20 protein-coding genes are annotated in these 19,658 nt (G+C 62.8%); 17 read left to right on the top strand and 3 right to left on the bottom strand.

Features of this window, described 5'->3' with window-relative positions; genetic code table 11:
* The first annotated feature begins 3 nt into the window (after positions 1-3).
* The 12 genes from bhcC to OEZ60_RS13365 all read left to right on the top strand — a co-directional run bounded on the left by bhcC (position 4) and on the right by OEZ60_RS13365 (position 12,026).
* Positions 4-1,167, top strand: coding sequence for a 3-hydroxy-D-aspartate aldolase BhcC (bhcC, locus tag OEZ60_RS13420; protein ID WP_263337062.1), 1,164 nt, complete (start codon positions 4-6; stop codon positions 1,165-1,167).
* Between the two features lie 83 nt (positions 1,168-1,250).
* A complete protein-coding gene (bhcD, locus tag OEZ60_RS13415) occupies positions 1,251-2,210 on the top strand; it encodes an iminosuccinate reductase BhcD (protein ID WP_263337058.1) in 960 nt (319 codons plus the stop codon).
* Positions 2,211-2,272: 62 nt separating this feature from the next.
* On the top strand, positions 2,273-3,580 hold the full coding sequence (locus OEZ60_RS13410) for a muconate/chloromuconate family cycloisomerase (protein WP_317852836.1): 1,308 nt from the start codon (positions 2,273-2,275) through the stop codon (positions 3,578-3,580).
* 69 nt (positions 3,581-3,649) lie between these two features.
* Positions 3,650-5,038, top strand: coding sequence for a benzoate 1,2-dioxygenase large subunit (gene benA, locus OEZ60_RS13405; RefSeq protein ID WP_263337055.1), 1,389 nt, complete (start codon positions 3,650-3,652; stop codon positions 5,036-5,038).
* A 12-nt stretch (positions 5,039-5,050) separates the two neighbouring features.
* Entirely contained in the window at positions 5,051-5,578 is a 528-nt protein-coding gene (benB, locus tag OEZ60_RS13400; protein WP_263337052.1) for a benzoate 1,2-dioxygenase small subunit, read from the top strand.
* A 72-nt stretch (positions 5,579-5,650) separates the two neighbouring features.
* Positions 5,651-6,673, top strand: coding sequence for a benzoate 1,2-dioxygenase electron transfer component BenC (gene benC, locus OEZ60_RS13395; RefSeq protein ID WP_263337050.1), 1,023 nt, complete (start codon positions 5,651-5,653; stop codon positions 6,671-6,673).
* On the top strand, positions 6,670-7,449 hold the full coding sequence (gene benD / locus OEZ60_RS13390; RefSeq protein WP_263337048.1) for a benzoate diol dehydrogenase BenD: 780 nt from the start codon (positions 6,670-6,672) through the stop codon (positions 7,447-7,449). The genes benC and benD overlap by 4 nt, the downstream gene beginning before the upstream one ends.
* 42 nt (positions 7,450-7,491) lie before the next feature.
* On the top strand, positions 7,492-8,664 hold the full coding sequence (locus tag OEZ60_RS13385; protein ID WP_263337045.1) for an ABC transporter substrate-binding protein: 1,173 nt from the start codon (positions 7,492-7,494) through the stop codon (positions 8,662-8,664).
* 56 nt (positions 8,665-8,720) lie between these two features.
* Complete coding sequence (locus OEZ60_RS13380) at positions 8,721-9,590, top strand: branched-chain amino acid ABC transporter permease (protein WP_263337042.1); 870 nt, start codon at positions 8,721-8,723, stop codon at positions 9,588-9,590.
* Between the two features lie 4 nt (positions 9,591-9,594).
* Positions 9,595-10,599, top strand: coding sequence for a branched-chain amino acid ABC transporter permease (locus tag OEZ60_RS13375; RefSeq protein WP_263337040.1), 1,005 nt, complete (start codon positions 9,595-9,597; stop codon positions 10,597-10,599).
* The gene (locus tag OEZ60_RS13370) at positions 10,592-11,335 is read left to right on the top strand and encodes an ABC transporter ATP-binding protein (protein WP_263337036.1); all 744 of its coding nucleotides are present in this window, start codon (positions 10,592-10,594) and stop codon (positions 11,333-11,335) included. The genes OEZ60_RS13375 and OEZ60_RS13370 overlap by 8 nt, the downstream gene beginning before the upstream one ends.
* A complete protein-coding gene (locus OEZ60_RS13365; protein WP_263337033.1) occupies positions 11,328-12,026 on the top strand; it encodes an ABC transporter ATP-binding protein in 699 nt (232 codons plus the stop codon). The genes OEZ60_RS13370 and OEZ60_RS13365 overlap by 8 nt, the downstream gene beginning before the upstream one ends.
* A 449-nt stretch (positions 12,027-12,475) precedes the next feature.
* On the opposite strand, the gene OEZ60_RS13360 is transcribed toward OEZ60_RS13365, so the two are convergent.
* Complete coding sequence (locus tag OEZ60_RS13360) at positions 12,476-13,366, bottom strand: LysR family transcriptional regulator (RefSeq protein WP_263337030.1); 891 nt, start codon at positions 13,364-13,366, stop codon at positions 12,476-12,478.
* A 98-nt stretch (positions 13,367-13,464) separates the two neighbouring features.
* A complete protein-coding gene (locus OEZ60_RS13355; RefSeq protein ID WP_263337027.1) occupies positions 13,465-14,337 on the bottom strand; it encodes a dioxygenase family protein in 873 nt (290 codons plus the stop codon).
* A 266-nt stretch (positions 14,338-14,603) separates the two neighbouring features.
* Between OEZ60_RS13355 and OEZ60_RS13350 the strand changes: the two genes are divergently transcribed.
* The 5 genes from OEZ60_RS13350 to OEZ60_RS13330 all read left to right on the top strand — a co-directional run bounded on the left by OEZ60_RS13350 (position 14,604) and on the right by OEZ60_RS13330 (position 18,287).
* On the top strand, positions 14,604-15,005 hold the full coding sequence (locus tag OEZ60_RS13350; RefSeq protein ID WP_263337377.1) for a hypothetical protein: 402 nt from the start codon (positions 14,604-14,606) through the stop codon (positions 15,003-15,005).
* Positions 15,002-15,859 (top strand): alpha/beta fold hydrolase, encoded by an 858-nt coding sequence (locus tag OEZ60_RS13345; protein ID WP_263337024.1) that lies wholly within the window; start codon positions 15,002-15,004, stop codon positions 15,857-15,859. Before OEZ60_RS13350 ends, OEZ60_RS13345 begins: the two co-directional genes overlap by 4 nt.
* A gap of 243 nt (positions 15,860-16,102) precedes the next feature.
* Positions 16,103-16,963: a beta-keto acid cleavage family enzyme gene (locus OEZ60_RS13340; RefSeq protein ID WP_263337374.1), complete on the top strand. Its 861-nt coding sequence runs from the start codon at positions 16,103-16,105 to the stop codon at positions 16,961-16,963.
* The gene (locus OEZ60_RS13335) at positions 16,960-17,664 is read left to right on the top strand and encodes a CoA transferase subunit A (RefSeq protein ID WP_263337022.1); all 705 of its coding nucleotides are present in this window, start codon (positions 16,960-16,962) and stop codon (positions 17,662-17,664) included. Before OEZ60_RS13340 ends, OEZ60_RS13335 begins: the two co-directional genes overlap by 4 nt.
* Positions 17,664-18,287 (top strand): 3-oxoacid CoA-transferase subunit B, encoded by a 624-nt coding sequence (locus OEZ60_RS13330; RefSeq protein WP_263337019.1) that lies wholly within the window; start codon positions 17,664-17,666, stop codon positions 18,285-18,287. Before OEZ60_RS13335 ends, OEZ60_RS13330 begins: the two co-directional genes overlap by 1 nt.
* 143 nt (positions 18,288-18,430) lie before the next feature.
* Here the strand turns inward: OEZ60_RS13330 and OEZ60_RS13325 are convergent, their stop codons facing one another.
* Positions 18,431-19,456, bottom strand: coding sequence for a GlxA family transcriptional regulator (locus tag OEZ60_RS13325; RefSeq protein ID WP_263337016.1), 1,026 nt, complete (start codon positions 19,454-19,456; stop codon positions 18,431-18,433).
* Positions 19,457-19,658 lie beyond the last annotated feature (202 nt).

The following is a 19,658-nucleotide window of genomic DNA, read 5'->3' as shown; positions in this document are numbered from 1 at the left end:
AAGATGAACGCACCCGTGAATATCGACCGGCTCGAGGTCGGCTACGACATCCCGGCCAAGCCCGGCATGGACGAAAAGGACATCCAGACCCCCTGCCTGGTGCTCGACCTCGACGCGCTGGAGCGCAACATCCGGAAGATGGGCGACTATGCCAAGGCGCACGGGATGCGCCACCGGGTCCACGGGAAGATGCACAAGTCGGTCGACGTGGCGAAGCTGCAGGAGAAGCTCGGCGGCGCGATTGGCGTGTGTTGTCAGAAGGTTAGCGAGGCGGAAGTGTTCGTCCGGGGCGGCATCAGGGATGTGCTCGTCTCCAACCAGGTGCGCGATCCGGCGAAGATCGACCGGCTGGCGCAACTGCCGAAACTCGGCTCCCGCATCATCGTCTGCGTCGACGACATCGCCAATGTGGCGGAGCTGTCGCAGGCCGCGGTGAAGCATGGCACCGAGCTTGAGGTCTTCGTCGAGATCGACTGCGGCGCCGGGCGCTGCGGGGTGACCAGAACCGAGGACGTCGTCGCCATCGCCAAGGCCGTGGACGCGGCCCCGAACCTCAGGTTCACCGGCATCCAGGCCTACCAGGGCGCGATGCAGCACATGGACAGGTACGAGGACCGCAAGGCCAAGCTCGACGTGGCCATCGCCATGGTCAAGGACGCGGTCGAGGGGCTGAAGGCCGTGGGGCTCGCGCCGGAACTGGTCTCGGGCGGCGGCACCGGGTCTTACTATTTCGAAAGCAATTCAGGGGTTTACAACGAGCTACAGTGTGGCTCCTACGCCTTCATGGATGCCGATTACGGCCGCATCCTCGACAAGGAGGGCAAGCGGATCGACGCGGGCGAGTGGGAGAACGCCTTCTTCATCCTGACCCAGGTGATGAGCCACACCAAGCCCGACAAGGCGATCTGCGATGCGGGTCTCAAGGCGCAGTCGGTCGACAGCGGCCTGCCGGTGATCCACGGTCGGAGCGATGTGAAATACATCAAGTGCTCGGACGAGCATGGCGTCATCGAGGACCCGAAGGGTGTGCTCAAGGTGGGCGACAAGCTCCGGCTCGTGCCGGGCCACTGCGACCCGACCGCGAATGTCCATGACTGGTATGTCGGCGTCAGGGGCGGCAAGGTCGAGACGGTCTGGCCGGTCTCGGCCCGCGGCAAGGCCTACTGACACCGGCGTCCGGAACGCGTGCAGCGAACGTGCAGCACGCGTACACAGATCGTACCGACACCCGCATACCCGAGGTTCCGTCCATGCTCATCGTTCCCGAATCCGAAATCGCCGCGCTGGTCTCGCCCGAGGCCGCCTTCGCCGCCGTCGAGGAGGTCTTCGCCGCGATGGCGCGCGGAGAGGCCGTGAACTTCCCGGTGATCCGCGAGGCGCTCGGCGAGGGGCGGCAATACGGGTTCAAGTCCGGGCTCGACCGCAAGGGCGCGGTGATGGGGGTGAAGTCGGGCGGCTACTTCCCCGGCAATGCCGGGCGCGGCATGCCGAACCACCAGTCGACCGTGTTCCTCTTCGATCCCGAGAGCGGGCGGCCGACGGCGGTGGTGGGGGGCAATCTCCTGACCGCGCTCCGCACGGCGGCGGCGGCGGCGATCTCGGTCGACCGGCTGGCGCGGAAGGATGCGAAGGTCCTGGGCATGGTCGGGGCCGGGCATCAGGCGCAGTTCCAGCTGCGCGCCGCGGCGCGCGTGCGGGACTTCGAGCGGGTCATCGCCTGGAACTACCATCCCGAGATGCTGCCGAAGCTCGGCGCGGTCGCGGCCGAGCTCGGCCTTCCCTTCGAGGCGGTGCCGCTGGAGCGGATGACCGAGGCCGAGGTGATCGTCACCGTCACCTCCTCGCCCGCCGCCTCGCTGATGGCGGCGCATGTGGCGCCCGGCACGCATCTCGCCTGCATGGGCACCGACACCAAGGGCAAGCAGGAGGTCGAGCCCGCGCTCCTCGCCCGCGCAAGGGTCTTCACCGACGAGGTGGCGCAATCCGTCACCATCGGCGAGGCGCAGCACGCGATCGCCGAGGGGCTGATCGCCGAGGCCGACATCGTCGAGATCGGCCGGGTCATCAACGGCGACCATCCGGGCCGGACGAGCGAGGACGAGATCACGCTCTTCGACGGCACCGGCGTCGGGCTGCAGGACCTCGCCGTGGCCTCGGCCGCCGTCGATCTCGCGGTCAAGAAGGGCGTGGCGGTCGAGGTCGATTTCTGAAGCGCAGCCCGCGAGCGTTACCACCAAGCACACATCCTGGTATTGCGTGTCAGACGTCGCCATTGGCGGCACCTGAAGGCGTGTTTCTCGCGCCAGCCCCGCCCGTTGATCGCCGATCGCATCTTACCAGGGTATCAACCAAGACCCCTCCAATCATCGACAGAATCCAGCCGGGATGGGCAATCTGCCACCCAATGAAACCTGCAGATGTGGTGAACTCCGTGACCAAGATCGACCAGATCGAGACCATGATCCTCGATGTCCCGACTATCCGCGGCCATGTGCTTTCCATGGCCACGATGCGGACGCAGACGGCTGTCCTGGTGAAGATCCGGTTCGCGGATGGTTCCGAAGGGATCGGCGAAGGCACGACCATCGGCGGCCTGAGCTACGGCGCGGAAAGCCCCGAGAGCATCCAATCCGCCATCGCCACCTACATCTCTCCGGCGCTTCTGGGGCGTGACGGCAATGATGTGAATGGCGCCATCCAGCTGATTGGCAGGCTGGTGAAGGGAAACCGCATCGCCAAGGCGGCGGTGGAAATCGCGCTTTGGGACGGCCTCGGAAAGCGCCTTGGTGTGCCCGTCTCGCAGCTCTTTGGCGGTGCCGTGCATGAAAAGCTTCCCGTCGCCTGGACGCTGGCCTCGGGCAATTCCGACACGGATATCGCCGAAGCGGAGGAGATGATCGAGACCCGTCGCCACAACATCTTCAAGCTGAAGATCGGCAAGCGGTCGGTTCGGGAAGACGTGGCCCATGTGGCCCGGATCAAGAAAGCGGTCGGCGATGCCGCCAGCGTGCGGGTCGATGTCAACACGGCATGGTCCTTGCAAGACGCCCGCTGGGGTCTGAAAGGGCTTCAGGATGCCGGCTGCGAGCTGGTCGAACAACCCGTCCAGGCTCGCTACCGCAAAGCTATGGCCGAACTGGCCAGAGGCTACGAGATCGCAGTCATGGCCGACGAGGCGCTGAACGGTCCCGAAGATGCGCTGGCCGTCGTGGCGGGGCGGGCTGCCGATGTCTTCGCGGTGAAGGTCGCGCAGTCAGGCGGATTGAAGCGTGCCTCCGAAGTGATCGCGATCGGTGAAGCCGCAGGCCTGGGCCTCTATGGCGGCACGATGCTTGAAACCGGGCTGGGCACCGCTGCGGCGTTGCAGCTCTTCGCGACGGTCGAAAGGCTGCATTGGGGGACCGAGTTCTTCGGTCCGCTCCTGCTGACCGACGAGATCCTCGCGGAGCCGATCGTCTATCGCGATTTCTGCGTCGAGACTCCAAAGGGCAATGGCATTGGCGCGACGCTCGACCCCGACAAGATCGCGTTCTTCCGCCGGGATGGCGGTCGAACCGTGAAAGCCGTCGTCGGCGAATAACCGGCGGCACGTATCGAACCAGCCAAGGCGCAACGAGAAGTGTCGCGGCAGTCAGGAGGAGGACGACTGATGTTCACCCAATCCAATCTCGACGAATTCGAAGCCCGTCTCGAGGGCTCAATCCAGGATGACCCGGAAAACGGTGTCTTCCGCTGTCGTCGTGACATCTTCACCGATGAAGAGCTTTTCGAACTGGAGATGAAGCACATCTTCGAAGGCAACTGGATCTACATGGCGCATGAAAGCCAGATCCCGGAGCCGGGCGACTACTTCACGCTTCACATGGGCCGTACGCCCGTGGTCATCACCCGCGACAAGGACGGCGATCTGCACGCGCTGGTCAACGCCTGTTCGCACCGCGGTGCGATGCTCTGCCGTTTCAAGAAGCGCAACCAGAAGACCTTCACCTGCCCGTTCCACGGCTGGACCTTCTCGAACACCGGCAAGCTCCTGAAGGTCAAGGATCCCAAAGGCGCAGGCTACCCCGAGCAGTTCAACAAGGACGGCAGCCACGACCTGACCAAGGTGGCGCGCTTCGAAAACTATCGCGGTTTCCTGTTCGGCTCGCTGAACGCCGATGTGCAGCCGCTCGAGGACTACCTCGGCGAGGCGCGCAAGATGATCGACATGATCGTCGACCAGGCCGATGAGGGGCTGGAAGTGCTGCGCGGTTCATCCACCTACACCTATGACGGCAACTGGAAACTGCAGGCCGAGAACGGCGCCGACGGCTACCACGTCTCGGCCGTGCATTGGAATTACGTCGCGACTACCGCGCACCGCACCGAAGACGGCAAGGAAGACAACATCAAGGCAACCGATGCCTCGAAATGGGCCAAGCAGCGCGGCGGGTTCCATGCCTATGAAAACGGCCACATCCTGCTGTGGACCGAATGGGCTGACCCGACGAACCGTCCGAACTACCCGCGTCTGGCGGAATGGACCGAGAAGCACGGCAAGACCAAAGCCGAGTGGATGGTCGGCGTTCTCCGCAATCTCTGCCTCTATCCGAATGTCTTCCTGATGGATCAGTTCAGCTCGCAGATCCGGGTGTTCCGGCCCGTCAGCGTCGACAAGACCGAGGTGACGATCTACTGCATCGCGCCCAAGGGCGAAAGCCAGGAAGCCCGCACGCGCCGGATCCGCCAGTACGAGGATTTCTTCAATGCCTCGGGCATGGCGACGCCGGACGACACCGAGGAATTCCGGGCGACGCAGCGCGGTTATGCCGGTGCGGCCCACGCTAAGTGGAATGACCTGACCCGAGGCGCGACTCAGTGGATCGAAGGGCCCGACGAGGACGCCAAGGCCTTGGGCATCGACCCGATCCTGTCTGGTGCCCGTACCGAAGACGAAGGCCTCTTCGTCATCCAGCACACCAATTGGTCCAAGCGCATGGGCCAGGCCATCGCGACGGAGCGTGCAACCGCGCCCCAAGCGCGCACCGCGGCAGAGTGAGGAGGAAGAGACATGAGCACCGCAACGCTTGAACGCAACGAAACCGGGAACACGATGACCTTCGACGAAATCCAGGCATTCCTCTATGCCGAGGCCCGGGCGCTGGATGATCGTGAATGGGATACCTGGCTGACCTTCTATCACAAGGACTGCCCGTTCTGGATGCCGACCTGGGACGACGAGGACAAGCTGACCGAAGACCCGCTCAACGAGATGTCCCTGATGTACTACCCTAACAAACAGGGCATCGAGGACCGCGTCTTCCGGATCAAGACCGACCGCTCCTCGGCGACGTCGTTGCCCGAACCGCGGACGAACCATCACATCGCCAATATCGAGGTGGTGACGCGCGAAGGGTCAAAGATCAAGCTGCGTTTCAACTGGCACACGCTGAGCTATCGCTACGGCAACACCGACCAGCACTGGGGCACGTCGTTCTACACGATCGACATCAGTGGACCGAAGCCGCTGATCACCGACAAGAAGGTGGTTCTGAAGAATGACCACATCCACCATGTGATCGACGTCTACCACATCTGATCCCGCAAAACGGGAGCCGAAGGAACCTCCGTGCATCCAGACATGGGTGCGCGGCCAAGGGAGGATCATGCCATGACGACCTACAATATCGCCCTGAACTTCGAGGATGGCGTCACCCGCGTCATCCAGTGCGATGACGACGAGAAGGTGACGGATGCCGCCTTCCGCCAGAAGATCAACATCCCGATGGATTGTCGCGATGGCGTCTGCGGCACCTGCAAGTGTTTCGCCGAAAAGGGCGCATACGATCTCGAGTTCTACATGGACGAGGCGATGACCGAGGACGAGGCCGAAGAAGGTTATGTCCTCACGTGCCAGATGACGCCGGAAAGCGATTGCGTGATCCGCGTACCGGCTTCGTCCGCCGTTTGCAAAACCGCGCCCGAAGCCATCGAAGGCGAGGTGCTGGGCGTGGATCGGCTGTCCGAGACCTCCTTCGGTCTGCGGATCAAGCTGGCAAAGCCGATCGGGTTCCTGCCTGGCCAATACGTCAACATCAGTGTTCCGGGCACCGACAAACACCGCTCCTACTCTTTCTCGTCGGCGCCGGGCGCCAGAGAGGGCACCTTCTTGATCCGCAACCTGCCGGGCGGCGTGATGAGCACCTATCTGGCCGAGCAGGCCAAGCCCGGGGACGCCGTGACGCTGACCGGGCCCATGGGCGCGTTCTACCTGCGGCCCCTCGAACGCCCGCAGCTTTGGCTTGCGGGAGGCACCGGACTGGCGCCCTTCCTTTCGATGCTGGAACAGCTGGCCGAGCAGGGGTGCGACCAACATATAACGCTCTATTACGCCGTGACCCGGGCCGCCGACCTAGTGGAACTGGATCGGGTGCAGGCGCTGGCCGAGAAGATTGGCAGTGTCAGCGTGATCACAATTCTCGCCTCGGAAGAGGAGATGCATGAGCGCAAGGGCTTTGTCACCGATCACGTCACGGCGGAAGAACTGAACGGCGGCGATTGCGACGTCTACCTCTGCGGCCCGCCGCCGATGGTCGAGGCGGTGCGCGCGCACTTCGGCAAGCTCGGGGTGGAGCCGACGCATTTCCACTTCGAGAAGTTCAACCCGACCGAGGCGGAGGCGGTAGCCGCATGACCCGCCGTTTCGACGATAAGGTCATGGTCGTGACCGGCGCCGCACAGGGCATCGGCCGGCGAGTGGCAGAACGTGCCGCCGCCGAAGGCGCGCGCGTCTTGGTCGTGGACCGGTCACCTGCCCGCGATGAGGTGGTCGCGGCTGTCCGCGCAGAGGGCGGCGAAGCCGAGGCCATCTCGGTCGATCTCGAAACCTGGGAGGGTTGCGAGACGGCGGTTGCGAAATCGATGGACCTATGGGGCCGAATCGACATTCTGATCAACAATGTCGGCGGCACGATCTGGGCCAAGCCTTTCGAGCATTACGAGCCAGGGCAGATCGACGCTGAGGTGCGCCGGTCGCTCTTCCCGACGCTCTACTGCTGCCGCGCAGCAATCGAACGGATGCTGCCGCAGGGATCCGGCGTGATCGTCAACGTGTCATCCATCGCGACGCGCGGTCTCAACCGGGTGCCTTATGCGGCAGCGAAGGGTGGCGTGAATGCGATTACTGCAAGCCTTGCCTGGGAAGTGGCCGAACGCGGCATCCGTGTCGTCGCCACGGCGCCGGGCGGCACCGAGGCACCGCCCCGCGTGGTGCCACGTAACCCCAACGCTGCGGAGGAGCAGCGCGAGGACTGGTACAAGACCATCGTCGACCAGACGATCCAGTCCTCGTTCATGAAACGTTACGGAACGCTCGACGAGCAGGCAGGTCCGATCCTGTTCCTGGCGTCGGACGAGGCCTCTTACATCACCGGCGTCACCGTGCCGGTGGGTGGAGGAGACCTGGGATAGGCCCTGAGGAGGGGTCATCTAACCAACTGGAGGAGATCCAAAATGAAACGCGCTATCCTGGCGGCCCTCGGGTTCGCCACCGGCTTCGCTGCGCCTGTCGCAGCCGAGGAAATCAAGGTCGGCCTGTTGCTCCCGTTCTCGGGTGTCTATGCCTCGCTCGGCAATGACATTGAGGCAGGCTTCAATCTTGCCATCGAGCAATTCGGCGGCGAGACCGACGCCACGTTCGAAATCGTCCGCGAGGATACCGAGGTGAAACCTCCGGTCGCGCTCGGCAAGGCCAAGAAGCTGATCCTGCAGGACAATGTCGACGTGATGGCGGGCATTGTCAGCTCCGGTGTTCTGGGCGCCGTGCGGGACATGGTGCATGGCGCGGGCGTGCCCCTGATCGTTGCCAACGCCGGCAATGACGAGGCCACGGGCGCCGACTGCTCGCCCTACATCACGCGCATGTCCTTCTCGAACGGGCAGGTCAACCGCCCGATGGGAACCTGGATGTACGATCAGGGCATCCGCAAGGTGTTCACGCTGGCACCTGACTACGCTGCCGGTCGCCAGATGATCGACGCGTTCGCCGCGACCTTCACCGCCGCAGGCGGCGAGATCGTCGGGCAGGAATTCACGCCGTTCCAGAAGACGCAGGATTTCGGCCCCTACCTCACGCAGGCCAAGTCCAGCGGCGCCGAGGCCGTGTTCGTTTTCTATGCCGGCGGCGAGGCGATCTCCTTCGTCAAGCAATATGACAGCTTTGGCCTGAAATCCGACCTGCCACTGTACGGTTCGGGCTTCCTGACCTCGCCACTTTATGTCGAGGCCGAAGGCCCGGCAGCCGAGGGCGTGATCACCGCACTGCACTATGTACCGACCATCGATACCCCGGCAAACAAGAGCTTTGCCGAGGCATTCGCGGCCGCAACCGGCCGCGTGCCGTCGGAATATGCGGTGCAGGGCTATGACGCCGCCCGCGCTCTGATCGAGGCGACCAAGGCCGGCGCGACGGATCGCGAGACGCTCGCCAACGCATTGCGTCAGGTCAGTTTCGAGGGCCCGCGCGGCCAGATGTCGATCGACCCGGCGACCAATAACGTCGTCCAGCCGATCTACGTCTACGAGACGGTGGCAGGCGAAAAAGGCCTGACCCAGAAGGTCCTCGCCCAGTTGCCCGCCGAAGCCGACCCGACAAACGGCTGCGAGATGGCTCCCGTCTCCAACTGACGCTGCAAGCCCGGCCGCGTGAATGTGGCCGGGCCTTCACACCGAGGAGTACCTTCATGGCACACGATCTTGGTTTCTGGACGCTTCAGGCGCTGAACGCGCTGCAGCTTTCCATGCTTCTTTTCCTGCTTTCCATCGGCCTGACGGTCATCTTCGGGCTGATGCATTTCGTAAACCTCGCGCACGGATCGCTCTACGCGCTGGGCGCGTACTTCGCCGCCTCGCTGGCAGCTGTCGGCGGCTACTGGACGGGCTTCTTCCTCGCTCCGGTCGCGGTGGCGGGGGTGGGCGTCCTGCTCTACTCCGGGCTCATAAAGCGGATGCGCAAGTCGGGGCCTATGGCGCAGGTGCTTGTCACCTTCGGGCTCATCTTCGCGCTGCTCGATTTGACCCGGATTTTCTGGGGTGATCTGGCACTCGCCATCGAAGTGCCTTCGCTGCTGGATGGCCGTCTGGCGTTCCTCGGGGTCGAATACCCGACCTATCGGCTGTTCATCATCGTCCTCGGCCTTGGGATTTTCGGGGCATTGGCTTTCGTCCTGGGCCGCACGCAGATCGGCGCGATGATCCGCGCGGGCGTCGACAACGACGCCATGGCGGCCTGCCTCGGGATCAACGTCGAACGACTCTTCTTCATCGTCTTCTGCGTCGGTTGCGCGCTGGCAGGTCTCGCGGGCGTGGTCGCCGCTCCTCTGCTCAGCGTGACACCCGACATGGGGCTGCAGATCCTCATTCCAACGCTCATCGTCATCGTGATCGGCGGGCTCGGCTCGCTCAAGGGCGCCATCGCCGGATCGCTGATCTACGGCTTCGTGCAGACCTTCGGTGCCGTTCTGGCCCCGCAGCTTGCCTCGGTCCTCATCTACGCCCTGCTGGCGGCGGTCCTCGTGATCAAGCCCGTGGGCCTCTTTCCGGCGAAAGGATAGATCGATGTTCCGTCACAACGCACTTCGCTACACCGCCCTCGTCCTTCTGGCCGCAGCGGCGCTGTTTCAAGCCTTCACGGCCGAATACTTCGGGTTGGAAATCCTGACCGAGATCCTGATCCTCGCCATGTTGGTTCTGGCACTCGACATCGTTGCTGGCTTCGGCGGCATGGTTTCGCTCTGCCACGGCGCGCTGATGGGCTTGGGCGCCTATGCCTACGCGCTTTTGTCTGCCAAGGCGGGGATTGCGCCGCCAATTGCGATGGCCGCGGCGGTTGCACTGTCCGGAGGCGTGGCATGGGTTATCGGGTCGATCTGCTCGCGCAGTCACGGGATATACTTCATTATGGCAACTCTCGCCTTCGGTCAGATGGCCTATTCCTATGTGTTCGAAGCGCCGATCTTGGGGGGGGACGATGGGTTGGGCGGCATTTCGCGGCTGGACCTGAGCTTTGCCGGGGTCGACCTTAACGACAGCCGCAGCTTCGCACTGTTCTGCCTTGCTCTTCTCGGCGCGGTCTATGGCGCCGCGGTCTTGATCCTGCGGTCGGGACTTGGCCGCTCACTCACCGGTGTGATGCACAACGAGCAGCGCATGCGCGCCCTCGGTCTGACCGTCTGGCGGGTCAAGGCCGACGTGTTCGGCCTGTCAGGCATGATCGCCGGCCTCGCCGGCGCACTCGCCGCGCAGCATACCATGTTCATCTCGCCGGGCCTTCTCAGTTGGACCGTTTCGGGCGAAGCGCTGGTTGTCGTCATCCTGGGGGGGCTGGGGACGCTGGTCGGTCCGCTTGTGGGTGCGGTCGCCTTTGTCTTGTTGAAGCACGAACTCAGCGCGGTGACCACCTACTGGCACCTTGTTGTCGGGGTCATCCTGATCGCTGTCGTGATGAGCCGCGCCAACGGGATCTTTGGCTGGATCGAGGCCCGTTGGGGCGCACGGATCGAACGCCGCATGGCTGACGCCACGCGCAAGCATGAGCCGGAGGAGGTGCTGACCGATGCTTGAGACACGCAATCTCGACAAGAGCTTTGGCGCCGTCCACGTCACGCGGAACGTGTCGCTGAAGCTGGAACGCGGCGAGCGCCGCGTGATCCTCGGCCCGAACGGTGCTGGAAAGACGACGCTCTTCAACCAGTTGGTGGGCGAACTCACGCCCGATAGTGGGTCAGTACACCTTGCCGGAGAGGACGTGACGGCACTTCCAGTGGCCAAGCGTGCCCGCCGCGGGCTGTCGCGCAGCTACCAGAAAAACACGCTTTTCGACGGTCTGACCGTTGAGGAAAACCTTGGGCTTGCCGCCGCCGTCCACACCGGCAATGCCACGCAGCTCTGGAGCGACAGTCTGGCGAATCCGGAGGTGCGTGAAATCGTTGAGGAGGTGGCCGAACAGGTCAACCTGATGCCCTACATCCACGCCAGGGTGTCCGAGATCAGCTATGGCGTACGCCGTCAGCTCGAGGTGGGCGTGGCGCTCGCCACGCGCCCACTGGTTCTGCTCATGGACGAACCCACCAGCGGTGTCGGACCGGAGATGTCGAAAGGGTTTCACGACCTGCTGAACAACCTGCCTCGCGATCTGACCATGCTGATCATCGAGCATGACATGGATCTCGCCTTCGACGTCGCCGACACCATCACTGTGTTGAACTACGGCGAGGTCGTCTTTGACGGCATGCCCGAAGAGGCGCGGGGATCGAAACTGCTCAAGGAAATCTATCTGGGGAGTTGGGAAGATGCTTGAATTGACCGCAGTCGAATCCGGCTATGGCGAGACTCAGGTTCTCTACGGGATGTCGCTGGAGGCGCAGAAGGGCAGGGTACTGGCCATTCTGGGCCGGAACGGGGCAGGCAAGTCGACGACGCTGAAGACGATCATGGGGCTTTTACCTCTCAAGTCCGGCGAGATCGCGTTCGAGGGCAAACCGATCCCGGCGCGCCCGTTCGACATCGCGAAGAGCGGGATCGCCTATGTGCCCGAGACGCGCGACATTTTCCCGTCGCTGAGCGTGCGTGAAAATCTGGAAATTGCGGCCAAACGGTTCGGCAATGCCTCTTCGGACTGGACCATGGAGCGGGTGCTCGACCTGTTCCCGCGTCTTGGTGAACGGATGGACAACGGCGGGACTCAGCTTTCGGGCGGCGAACAGCAGATGCTGGCCATCGCCCGCGCGCTGCTGATGAACCCGCGTCTGCTGATCCTCGACGAGCCGACCGAAGGGTTGGCACCGATCATCGTGAAGCTGATCCACGACAAGTTGCAGGAGCTCAAGGCGGCCGGCCTTTCGATGATCATCGTCGAGCAGAATTTCGGCTTCGCCACCTCCCTGGCGGACGATGTTGTCGTCGTCGGCAAGGGACAGGTGGTCTGGACCGGCAGCTCGGATGACATCAAGGCGGACGAAGTGGCGCAGCATACCTGGCTGGGCGTTTGATCGAGAGCACAAGGGGCTTTGCAATGACGGAATGCGTCTGGCAACGGTAACTCTTGCCCCAGCATCGTTCAGATATCCTGCTCCTGCATGGGCCGAACATGAATTGGCTTGGCCGACGGTAGCCAGAGCTTTTCGGACGCACAGCGGCGGCGGAACCCGGCGACATCTGCCGCCGCCACGCTGAGTAACCGCGCACGACCTGACGACCTGTTACTTCACTTCCGAGGGGCCGCGCTCGATCAGAGCTGCGCCCTTATCGAGGAGGGCGTCCTTGACGGCCACGTGAAGAACCTGGCCGGGGCGGGGCGGTGGTTGGTCACGGTTCCTCAATGCGGTTCGACAGCAATCTGCTCGCGCTGGATGGCATGTTTCGCCTCCAAACGCGGAGAATGACCGCGTGATCGCATGTGGCGGCTCAACTGATGTGCCGAGAGACATTCACCGGAGCCCTAAAAAACCTTGCGTGCAACCTTTTGCGCAATGCGGACGAAATTTTGGACGTGTACACCCTGTTCATCCAGCCGGTAGTTGACGGACAGGGCCGTCCGCGCGATTTCCGGCTCGATCTTGAGAAATTTCATTCCTTTTCGTGGGGCTGAAGACACCGACTCAGGGACGATACACACCCCTTCGCCAACAGCGACCAGGCTGAGCGCAGTCTGAAGATCCATACACCAGATACGCAGGGGAACTTCGTAGCCAGCCTCTTCACACGCGTTCAATACCACATCGGCATAGCTGGGCCTGGGATATTCCGGATACAGGATCAGATGATGCATGGCCAAACGTTCGAGCTTCGCGACGCTGCGCCCCCCCGTGTCGACCGTATCTGGCAGGGCGAGGATCAGCTTCTCTTCCATGAGCTCCTTTGTAAGGAATTCCGGGTCCCTCAACGCGGGCCGGGCAAATGCTACGTCCAGTTCGCGCGACACCAGCGCGCGATGAAGCTGCGCGTTGTTCATCGGAACAAGGCTCAGGTTCACTTCTGGGAAATTCGCGCGATAGGATTTGATGATGTTGGGAAGGATCCCGAACGTCGCAGATCCGACAAACCCGATGCGCAGTCGCCCTTCGGCACCTTGGCCCAGCCGGCGAACTTCAAGCCGGGTGTCTTCCATCTGCGCCAGGATCGATTTTCCCCGATCGAGCAACCTTTCGCCGGCCTGCGTGAGCGTAATTGCGCTTCGGCCACGGTTGAACAGGATTGCGCCCAGTTCTTCCTCCAACTGCTTGATCTGGCGGCTGAGCGGCGGCTGAGCCATATCCAGCCGCTCCGCTGCGCGCCCGAAATGCAGTTCTTCCGCAACGGCGATGAAATAGGTCAGCTGCCTGAAGTTCATTTTCCGTTCTCCACACCCAACAAGATTGTTAGGGCATACCGCCTCACGAAAAAAGGCCCCCGAGATACGGGGGCCAGTTTACAGGGAGGTATCGTGGATTATTCAGCCGCGATCGCCTGTGCGGCGGCAGTCTTGAGAACGAAGTCGAATTCGAAGTGCAGGTCGGTGCCAAGCTCCTTGGCCGCCGGCTTGAACTTGCCGATCAGGCTTTCCTTGACCGCGAACACGCTGTCGTTCTCCAGCCACTCGCTGTCCGCGTCGTAGATCTGGCTGATCAGCGGGCGATAGCCGTCCTTGGAGATGACGAAGTGCATGTGGCCGGGGCGGTTCGGGTGGTGACCCATGAAGCGCAGCAGTTCGCCCGCGGTTTCATCGTCCGGGATCGGATACGGCACGGGGCGCACGGCGACGAACGCGTAGTGGCCGCTCTCGTCGGTCTCGAAGCGGCCGCGCAGGTTGTATTCGGGCTGATCCGGGTCGAGGTTCTCGTAGATCCCGTTCGGCGCGTCTTCCCAGACATCGAGGGTCACGCCGGCGATGCCTTTGCCGTTCTCGTCCTTGATGTAGCCTTCGTAGTAGGCGGTCTCTTCGTTGTCATAGTGCTTCTGGATGGTCGAGGCGCCCTTCGGCAGAACCGGCGGATTTTCGCGGTAGAACGGCCCAAGCACCGTGGATTCGCTCTCGTTGCCCTCGACCGGGTTGGTCATCATGTCGACCAGAACCTCGATGCCGAGAATGTCGGCGAGCAGGATGAATTCCTGGCGGTTGTCGTTGCACAGCTTGCCGGCGCGGGCGAGGTAGGCGCAGGCTTCGAGGAATTCGCTGTGCTGCAGCTTCACGTCCTTGATGAAGCCGTGCATATGCTTGATCAGCGAGGTCGCGATCTCGCGCTGGCGGTCGGTGATGTCGCCGTGCTTGCCGAGACTCTCGATCACCACGTCGGTGATGTTGTCTTGGTTGACGATGCCCATGGATTTTTCCTCCTCCTAGCGATCTGGGGTCCATACACGGGACGCGTCAACGCCCCCCGTCGGCAAACAGACTTCCCCGAATTCTCTGCTCACCCCAATGCCTGCGCCGGTATCGGATGATACCGCATCGATCCGCAGCAGTCTCTTGATGAGCTGAGCTGCAGAAGGCCCTGCGATTTTGCCGTGCGGCGCAGGTCGGGGTATCGCCTCATACCCCTGCCGGCATGGCCTCCTGACGCATGGACATGGCACCAACACCCAAGCACATGAATGCAAGGGAGGCTCAGGTGATCGACACCTTCAAGCATATCCAATCGACGCTGGAGGGCAGGCCGCACCTTCTGCGTCTCGGGCGTCTGTTTTCCGAGACCGTCCTGATCGAGGTCGATGGCAACGAGTTCTACCTGTCTTTCGAGAAAGGCCATCTTGCGTCGGTCGTCGAAGGCCCCAGTCGCAAGACCCCCTGGCGCTTTGCGCTGCGCACCGATGCCGAGGCGCTTGCGAAATTCTGGCAAGCGCTCCCGGAGCCCGGATTCCACGATATCTTTGGTCTGGTGAAGATCGGTCGCGGTCGGATCGACGGAGACATCCTGGCTCTCGTCAAGAACCTGCGCTTCTTCAAGGAAGTCGTGACGCTGGCGCGCGCAAAAGAGGAGCTGGCAGCATGAGCATCGAACCGATCACCGGGCGCTACGTGACCGTCAGTATCGGGGGCGCCCCCCGCCGCATCTATTTCGAGGAAGCCGGCCAAGGCCGTCCCGTGCTCTGTTTGCACACCGCGGGCGCTGATACCCGCCAGTGGCGCCACCTGATGAACGATGCGGAGATCACCGCGTCGAACCGGCTTGTTGCCTTCGACATGCCATGGCACGGCAAGTCGCTGCCGCCCGAGGGCTTCGAGACGCAGGAATACCTGCTGACGACCGAGACCTATATCGAGACCGTGCTTGCCGTGATCGACGGATTGGGCCTCGATCGCCCGGTGCTGGCGGGATGCTCCATGGGCGGGCGGATCGCGCTGCAACTCGCGGCTCTGCATCCGGAGAAATTCAGCGGGTTCATCGCCATAGAAGCCTCGGATTTCCAACCTGCCTGGTACGATATCGACTGGTTCCACCGCCCTGACGCCCATGGCGGCGAAATGGGCGCGGCGCTGGTGTCGGCCAATATTTCGCCCTACGCACCGAATTCCGAGCGCTGGAACACGCTCTGGATGTTCATGCAAAGCGGTCCGGGCGTCTTCCGCGGCGATCTGAGCTTCTACACCAAGGATGACAGCCTGATCCCGCGTCTGCCGACCATCGATACCACCAAAACGCCGGTGCATATCATCGTGGGGGCCTACGACCTGACCTGCACGCCGGAAGATGCCGAACGTACCGCCAAGGCAATCCCCGGCGCCACGCTCGCCGTGATGGATGAGCTCGGGCATTTCCCGATGAGCGAACACCCCGACGGGTTTCGTCCATTCTTCGTCGCAGCACTCGACAAGATGCCGTCGGTGTCGGCCAAGGCCGCCTGACATTTCTGACAAATGCACGGGAGGAGGAGCCATGTGCAAGAACGCCGATAACCCTTGCCCAGGATGCAAAAAGCACAAGACGGCCGATGTCCGCTGGATGTTCTTCACGGAGGAGGAGCGACAGGTCCTGGAAAGGCGGAACATGACCGGTCCGTCGCCGGTCGAGGCGAACACGCATCCCTGAGCAAACGTTGAGCCCGACACGCCGAGTTGCCTCCGGCGTGTCCAACATGGAAGAACATGATGACCACCCCCTGTATCATCTGCGTGGCAATCACGGGCAGTCTGCCCACGAAAGCCAACAACCCCGCCGTTCCCATCTCAGTGTCTGAACAGGTGGAATCCACGCACGAAGCGTTCGAGGCCGGTGCCACAATCGTCCACGCCCATGTGCGCAATGACGACGAGACACCGTCTTCGGACCCGGACAAGTTCGCGGCCCTTAAAGAGGGTATCGAGAGGCACTGCCCGGGCATGATCGTCCAGTTCTCGACCGGTGGCAGATCGGGGGCAGGCAAGACCCGTGGCGGGATGCTGCCCCTGAGACCGGACATGGCGTCTCTTTCCATCGGCTCCAACAATTTCCCGAACCGCGTCTACGAGAACCCGCCCGATCTGGTCGACTGGCTCGCTTCCGAAATGCTGGCCCATGACGTCAAGCCCGAAATCGAGGCCTTTGACCTGAGCCACATCCTGAAAGCGCGCGACATGGCCGACAAGGGGCAGCTGAAGGGAACGCCCTACATCCAGTTCGTGATGGGCGTAAAAAACGCGATGCCTGTCGATCGCGATGTATTCGAATACTACATCCGCACGGTGCATCGCCTGTTTGGGGCCGATGCGCCCTGGTGCGCCGCAGGTATCGGCGCGAACCAGAAGCTCTTGAACGAATGGGCCATCGCGGCGGGCGGCCATGCCCGCACGGGGCTCGAGGATAACGTGCGCCTCGATCGGGACACGCTTGCACCATCCAACGCCGCACTTGTGCGCCGCGCCGTCGAAATCTGCGACCGGAACAATCGTCGGGTCGCCACTTGGCAAGAGGCGCGACGCATCTTGGGACTGAGCGTGCCGGACGATGCCCGAAAAGGACAAGCGGCATGAAGAAAGTATATGGCTCCGCGGCCGAGGCTCTCGACGGCCTGCTGCATGACGGAATGCTGATTGCCGCAGGCGGGTTTGGTCTCTGCGGCATCCCCGAATTGCTGATCGACGCGCTGGTGGAGAGCGGCGTCAAGGAGTTGACCGTGGCCTCCAACAATGCGGGTGTCGACGGCTTCGGCCTCGGCAAATTGCTGGCCACGCGCCAGATCAAGAAGATGATGTCGTCCTACGTGGGCGAGAACGCCGAATTCATGCGGCAATACCTTTCTGGCGAACTGGAGCTGGAATTCAACCCGCAGGGCACGCTTGCGGAACGCATGCGCGCCGGCGGTGCGGGCATTCCCGGGTTCTACACCCAGACGGGCGTCGGCACGCAGGTCGCCGAGGGCAAGGAGCACAAGGAATTCGACGGCAAAACCTACATCCTCGAAAAGGGAATTTTTGCCGATCTGTCCATCGTAAAGGCGTGGAAGGCCGACGATACCGGGAACCTGATTTTCCGCAAGACTGCGCGCAACTTCAACCCGCCGGCGGCCATGTGCGGCAAGGTCTGTGTGGCAGAGGTCGAGGAGATCGTGCCGCGCGGTTCCCTTGATCCCGATCACATTCACCTGCCCGGAATCTACGTTCATCGCCTAATCCAGGGTAAGCACGAAAAGCGGATCGAACAGCGCACGGTGCGCAAGCGGGAGGAAGCCTGATGCCCTGGGATCGCAATCAGATGGCCGAGCGGGCCGCGCACGAACTTGAGGACGGGATGTATGTGAACCTCGGGATCGGCATCCCGACGCTTGTGGCCAACTATGTCGGCGACAAGGACATCACTCTTCAAAGCGAAAACGGGATGCTGGGCATGGGGCCTTTCCCGTTCGAGGGTGAAGAAGATGCCGACCTGATTAACGCTGGCAAACAGACCATCACCGAACTGGCGCGCACGTCCTATTTCGACAGCGCGACGAGTTTCGGCATGATTCGCGGCGGCAAGATTGCGGCGGCGATCCTCGGCGCGATGGAAGTGTCCGAGAAGGGTGACCTCGCGAACTGGATGATCCCCGGAAAGCTCGTCAAGGGCATGGGCGGCGCAATGGACCTCGTGGCCGGGGTCGGTCGGGTGGTGGTGGTCATGGATCACACCAACAAGCACGGCGAGAGCAAGGTGCTGAAGGAATGCACCCTGCCGTTGACCGGTAAGGGCGTGGTCGATCGCATCATCACCAACCTCGGCGTGCTCGACGTTACTCACAAGGGCTTGCACATCGTCGAATGCGCAGACGGCGTGACCCGCGACGACATCATCAGGGCAACTGCGGCGACGATCATCTGACTCGGTTGGATATCAAGGGCTGCGTTTGAGTGGTTCCGGTCCCGAACCGCGACCGCCCGAAGCCAGAGTGTCCGGCTTCGTTCGGGGTGACGGACTGTTGACGCCCTCTGATTTTGCCAGCGCGATCGAGACCTTGTTTGCGATCAAGCTCGATCGCAGCGTTGGAAATGGTAGTTGAGCTTGCTCGGCGGGCAGCCGAAGCGCTGCTTGAACGCCTTGGCGAAATAGGCCTTGCTCTCGAATCCGCAGGCTGCCGCGATCTCGAACAGCGTCATGTCGGTGTCGGTCAGCAGACTGCGGGCGTGGTCCAGCCGGAGGTTCCGATAGAACTGGCCGGGCGATTCACCGAGGCAAAGCTGGAACAGCCGTTCGAGATGCCGCCGCGTGTAGCCGGCCTCGCCCGCCAGGTCCTCCATCGAGAGTGGCGCCTCGAAATTCTCGACCATCAGGCGCACGATCGAGATCAGCCGCGGATTGCGGGTATGCAGAACCGCCCCCAGGGATGTGCGCTGTGACTGATCTGGGCCGACATCGGCGCGCCGCAGGCACATGTCGGAGACGATCGTCGCGAACTCCCGTCCGTGATCCTGGGCGATGATCGCGAGCGCCAGATCGGTCGCGGCCGCGCCGCCGCCGCAAGTGAGGACCCGGCCGTCGATCTCGAACTTGCGCGGTGTCGGCAAGAGATCGGGAAACAGTTCGCTGAAACCCGGCTGGTTTTCCCAGTGAAGCGTGAATGCCCGTCCAACGAGGAGCCCCGCCCGCGCCAGCGTGACGGCACCGGTGCATAGGCCGCCTACAGCTCCGCCGAAGCGGTGGTGCCGATTCACGAAGGCCAGCGTCGAGCTTGAGGCTTGCCGTCCATTCAGGTTGCCCGAGCAGACGAAGAGCGTCGTCTCGCGGCTGAGCGGGGTCAGCCCGCCGTCGACGCCGATACTCACGCCGCAGGAACTGCGCACGGGGGCCCCGTCCTCGGAAAGCACCGTCCAGCGGTAGAGCGGCTTCTGCGACAGCTGGTTGGCGATCCGGAAGGCGTCGATGGCCGCGCTGAAGGCGAGCAGCGTGAAGTCCGAAAGCAGCAGGAACGCATAGTGCCGCGTCGGGGCTCCGTTCGGCACCGGGTAGTAGGCGGCGCCCCGCGGGACAAGCGGTTGCGGCGCGTCAAGCATGGGAGTCGTCTGTTGCAGGTGTTGGGCCGCCCGGCACGCGGCAGGGCCGTCCGATCGCTGACGTGGGCAGCCAGACAAGCCGCCCGGCCCCCAGCCGTCCGTGGCAAGTCATCATCAGCATTCTTCGCCATACGGACACCAGGTCGTCATCGACATGCATGCTGTCATGCGTAATGCCAGAACCCTCTGAGCCAGAGCGTTT

The sequence above is a fragment of the Albidovulum salinarum genome (assembly GCF_025673475.1).
Classification (GTDB): Bacteria; Pseudomonadota; Alphaproteobacteria; order Rhodobacterales; family Rhodobacteraceae; genus Albidovulum; species Albidovulum salinarum.
This window is presented reverse-complemented; position numbering and strand designations above follow the sequence as displayed.

Coding starts and splice junctions, on each gene's coding strand:
- OEZ60_RS13380 (WP_263337042.1), top strand. CDS start 8,721: ATGGCACACGATCTTGGTTTCTGGACGCTTCAGGCGCTGAACGCGCTG.
- OEZ60_RS13325 (WP_263337016.1), bottom strand. CDS start 19,456: ATGCTTGACGCGCCGCAACCGCTTGTCCCGCGGGGCGCCGCCTACTAC.
- OEZ60_RS13335 (WP_263337022.1), top strand. CDS start 16,960: ATGAAGAAAGTATATGGCTCCGCGGCCGAGGCTCTCGACGGCCTGCTG.
- OEZ60_RS13375 (WP_263337040.1), top strand. CDS start 9,595: ATGTTCCGTCACAACGCACTTCGCTACACCGCCCTCGTCCTTCTGGCC.
- OEZ60_RS13340 (WP_263337374.1), top strand. CDS start 16,103: ATGACCACCCCCTGTATCATCTGCGTGGCAATCACGGGCAGTCTGCCC.
- OEZ60_RS13385 (WP_263337045.1), top strand. CDS start 7,492: ATGAAACGCGCTATCCTGGCGGCCCTCGGGTTCGCCACCGGCTTCGCT.
- benC (WP_263337050.1), top strand. CDS start 5,651: ATGACGACCTACAATATCGCCCTGAACTTCGAGGATGGCGTCACCCGC.
- OEZ60_RS13355 (WP_263337027.1), bottom strand. CDS start 14,337: ATGGGCATCGTCAACCAAGACAACATCACCGACGTGGTGATCGAGAGT.
- benB (WP_263337052.1), top strand. CDS start 5,051: ATGAGCACCGCAACGCTTGAACGCAACGAAACCGGGAACACGATGACC.
- OEZ60_RS13370 (WP_263337036.1), top strand. CDS start 10,592: ATGCTTGAGACACGCAATCTCGACAAGAGCTTTGGCGCCGTCCACGTC.
- OEZ60_RS13360 (WP_263337030.1), bottom strand. CDS start 13,366: ATGAACTTCAGGCAGCTGACCTATTTCATCGCCGTTGCGGAAGAACTG.
- OEZ60_RS13350 (WP_263337377.1), top strand. CDS start 14,604: ATGAATGCAAGGGAGGCTCAGGTGATCGACACCTTCAAGCATATCCAA.
- benA (WP_263337055.1), top strand. CDS start 3,650: ATGTTCACCCAATCCAATCTCGACGAATTCGAAGCCCGTCTCGAGGGC.
- OEZ60_RS13365 (WP_263337033.1), top strand. CDS start 11,328: ATGCTTGAATTGACCGCAGTCGAATCCGGCTATGGCGAGACTCAGGTT.
- bhcD (WP_263337058.1), top strand. CDS start 1,251: ATGCTCATCGTTCCCGAATCCGAAATCGCCGCGCTGGTCTCGCCCGAG.
- bhcC (WP_263337062.1), top strand. CDS start 4: ATGAACGCACCCGTGAATATCGACCGGCTCGAGGTCGGCTACGACATC.
- benD (WP_263337048.1), top strand. CDS start 6,670: ATGACCCGCCGTTTCGACGATAAGGTCATGGTCGTGACCGGCGCCGCA.
- OEZ60_RS13330 (WP_263337019.1), top strand. CDS start 17,664: ATGCCCTGGGATCGCAATCAGATGGCCGAGCGGGCCGCGCACGAACTT.
- OEZ60_RS13345 (WP_263337024.1), top strand. CDS start 15,002: ATGAGCATCGAACCGATCACCGGGCGCTACGTGACCGTCAGTATCGGG.